This window comes from Gardnerella sp. 26-12, from assembly GCF_001660745.1.
Taxonomy (GTDB): domain Bacteria; phylum Actinomycetota; class Actinomycetes; order Actinomycetales; family Bifidobacteriaceae; genus Bifidobacterium; species Bifidobacterium swidsinskii.
On the sequence record NZ_LWSR01000044.1, the window covers coordinates 1 to 3,775 of the forward strand.

4 protein-coding genes are annotated in these 3,775 nt (G+C 38.2%); 1 reads left to right on the top strand and 3 read right to left on the bottom strand.

The window, feature by feature from the left end:
- From A5295_RS03220 to A5295_RS03230, 3 genes are all read right to left on the bottom strand, one after another.
- Positions 1 to 1,614 (bottom strand): protein phosphatase 2C domain-containing protein (locus A5295_RS03220; protein ID WP_064621683.1); only part of this gene is annotated, 1,614 nt, incomplete at its 3' end.
- 3 nt (positions 1,615 to 1,617) lie between these two features.
- Positions 1,618 to 2,154: an FHA domain-containing protein gene (locus A5295_RS03225; RefSeq protein WP_064621684.1), complete on the bottom strand. Its 537-nt coding sequence runs from the start codon at positions 2,152 to 2,154 to the stop codon at positions 1,618 to 1,620.
- A 33-nt stretch (positions 2,155 to 2,187) separates the two neighbouring features.
- Complete coding sequence (locus A5295_RS03230) at positions 2,188 to 2,889, bottom strand: DUF3662 and FHA domain-containing protein (protein ID WP_012913694.1); 702 nt, start codon at positions 2,887 to 2,889, stop codon at positions 2,188 to 2,190.
- Between the two features lie 155 nt (positions 2,890 to 3,044).
- On the opposite strand from A5295_RS03230, the gene A5295_RS03235 reads away from it, so the two are divergent.
- The coding region (locus tag A5295_RS03235) for a phosphatase PAP2 family protein (RefSeq protein ID WP_064621685.1) at positions 3,045 to 3,775 on the top strand (731 nt) is incomplete at its 3' end.

Consider the following 3,775-nt stretch of genomic DNA (forward strand, 5'->3'; position numbering starts at 1 on the left):
ATTTTCTAATTTCTTTTGATTCTGTTCATTAAGTTTTTCTTGTTCTCGCGCACGCATTTCTCGACGAATTAACGAAGCATGACCACGAGCCTCAACTAAGCTGCCAAAACTAATACCTTCTTTTAATTGATCCTGCCAAGATTTATCTAGTTTATTAACAGGGATGTCAGTAGATTCCACTTTGTGAGATAATGCAATACCAAAAATATTTGTTGGCACTCCTTGATAAATAACAACTTTGTTACTGTCTTTTCCAATATAATATTGCGTTTGAGTCCACGCATATACTCCGTAGCCTACTCCAGAAATAACAAATAATACTAGTAATATTCCCAAAGATATGCCTATGCGAGTCCATCTACGCCTCAAGGAATGAGCACGATGTGCCTCATCCTGCTCATGTTTAACAGCACGAGCAACATCTGGATCATGAGGATCTGTTGAAACTTTACCATTCTTTTTTTTGACTATAGGAATCTCATTAGTGTCAGGTGTATGTAATTCTCCAACTTCTTCACGAATGTGTGAAGGTTGCACAATTCTTGTAATAGATATTGTTCCTTCATCTGGATTTTTAGAATTATCATCATCTTGAGCTAGCGCGGCTGCTCTTTGAGCTGGTGAATTCTTATCTTCGCGCAATGCCGGTGCTGAAGCTACTGCTTTATTTACGATATCTGCAATTGACTCGAGATCCTTACTTGCAGCTCCTCCAATAAGTGGAGTTTGATGCGGAAGATCAAATGCATCAGCATCAAGTGCAAGCGTTGCATCTGCAATAACGGCTGTAACATTATCTGTACTACCAGCACGAAGTGCCATAGATACTAATTTTTGAGCGCATTCTTCTTGATTAGAAATACTACTCATCACATCTTGAATAGTTGAATCTTCAAGAACTCCACACAATCCATCAGAGCAAAGAAGCCAACGATCAGAAGGATGAGCTGAACGCAAAGCAATATCAGGACGAGGATCTATATCAAAATCACCTAGTACTCGCATAACAACATTTCGTTGAGGATGATTTCGCGCTTCTTCAGGCGTAATATGACCTGTATCAATCAAATGCTGAACATAACTATGATCAGTAGTCATGCGCATAAGATGATTATCTCTTAGTAGATACGCTCTAGAATCACCTAAATGAGCCAGAACCCAGTATCCTCTTACAAGAGTTACTGCAGTAACTGTCGTTCCCATTCCAGCAAGACGGCGCTCACGCTTAGCTTTACCAACAATCGCATCATGAGCAGCCATAATCGATGTTTCCATCATTGAAGAAACAGTTTTAACATCATGCGGTCTTGAATCTTGTTCAATATGTGCAAGAGAACGAATCGCTATAGTAGAAGCTGTATCTCCTCCAGCATGACCACCCATTCCGTCGCAAATTGCAGCTAAATGTTCACCAGCAAATGCAGAATCTTGATTATTACTACGAACAGTTCCAACATCACTGACAGCCGTAGCATACATAAAAAGTATTTTTTCTACAGAATTTGCGCGATTTTCTTTAATATCATTTTTATCTGTTATAGATGATATTTTTTCTATTTGCCCAGTAACTGCGGTCTGAATTTCTTCTTCGTTATTTGAATTGATTTGTTTCATTTGTTACCTCAATTCAAACATTGTTGCGCCGATTCGCACAGAAGTACGCGGAGCTAATATAACAGGCTCAGTAACACGATTATGACCAATCATGGTTCCATTTGTGCTGCCTAAATCTTCAAGAACCCAAGAATTAACTGATTGATTAAAATAAACACGAGCATGGTGTGAAGATACAAATTCATCATTTAATACGACTGTATTAGAAGCAGCACGACCAAGAGTCACACCAGCAGCGTTCAATGGGAATGAAAATCCTGCCAAAGGTCCATCAATAACAACTAACAAAGTTGGAGAACCGGATGTATTTTCTTGATTTTCTGCTTTGGCAAATACTGGCGTCTCACGCACTTGCATAACTTGTGAAAACTTTGCTTCACGAGAATTACGACGAGAACTTTTCTTCCAAAAACGAGATTTTTTAGGACTAAATACTTCAATATCGCAGCGAAGCGAACGGATAGCGCACCATACAAAAATCCAAAGTAAGACTAAAAAGCCATACTTAAGTATTGCAAACGTTAATTCAGTAAACATCATGCGCGTTATCGTCTCCTAGCTCGGAAATACTTATTACTCCTGGTCTTGAGACGATGCCCAATAAAGAATACGCGTACGACCAATAGTAATAGTGTTGCCATCAACCAATGTTGCTGCAGGAACCTGATGACCTTCTACATATGTACCATTCGTAGATCCAAGATCACGAGCAATAACACCGTCAGGAGTTATATCAATACCAAGATGATGACGAGAAATACCTGGATCATCTATTACAATATCGCAACCAGACCCACGTCCTAAAATAGTACGATCCTTTGTAAGCAAGTACTGGTTACCATTAATTTCAAGCATCGGGTGATTCTGCGATTGATCCTCAGTAGTAACAGGAACAGCATTACCCTGAACAGATTCAGATGTCAAATGGAAATTACCTTTAGTTAATTCCAAATCCTCTTCAAAAATAACAACTACAGGTCCTACGAAAGCATAATGCTGACTCTTAGCATATTGAGTAAGATTATCTGCAAGCTCATTAGCTAATGCTTCACTACCCCATTGTTCAATATGATCAAAATCAGGCGTACTCAGCTTAAAACGGTACTCATTTGGAGCAACTGTGTGATCTCTGCCAATAGGCATGGCTTCAGCGTCAATTTCACGTTCCAAAGCACTCGAAAAATCGACTGGCTGCAAATCTTTGGAGCCGAATTTTGCGAAGACGCTGTTCATTGCACCTTCCACGCTCTTCTCAAATCGGTCAAACACGCTCATGGTAAACCCTTTCTATCTGTTCATCATAGTACTCGTCACCGGGTACGGTGTTCAACTACCACACGCTTTTCTTCTAATATATTTTCTTTTTTATACATATTATTTCGTACTCTCCAACGTGCATTTACATCATTGTGCGTGTAATCTTAACAAGTATGATGCAGAAAAATAACAGTAATCACAGCGGATTATCGGTTTTCACTAGAAATTCCGCTACTATTTTTACACTATTACTCGCAGTTGTTATTCCGTTCTTAGGAAAAGCACTATTAGTTACGAGTAAAGAGCGCACTTATGAATCATCCATAGTCTCCTGGTTCCACAAGAGTGTCCCCTCTGTAATTCTCAGTATTTCAAAAATATTAGCTTTAGTTTTTTCAACTAAGGGTTGCATAGCAATACTTGTTTTATTAGCAGTGCTTTCATTATTTATAAATAAAAATTGGAAGATGACAATAATTCAACTTTTAATTTCGCTTCTTCCTATGATTTACATTTTTGCAGTTAAATTTGCTGTAAATCGTCCGCGTCCGTACATTGGTTTGAATATTAAATTACCAACTGATCCAAGTTTCCCAAGTGGACACACTTCAGCAGCTGTAGCAGTTTGCGTTATGGCAATGTTGATTCTTTACATCAATAAACCATCATCAATTCAATTTGGATTACTTTTTAGCGCAATTCTTGTTGTTATAGTTGCTGTTTCACGTATTATTGTCGCTGCTCATTTCCCTACGGATGTATTAGCTGCAGCAATTATATATCCACTACTTTCTGTTACAATTTTGCGCTCGTTCCAGCGACATAATTTATATATTGACAACAGAAATAATGACAAATCTACTTACGAAGAACAAATATTAGATTCTAACTCACAATCTAATAT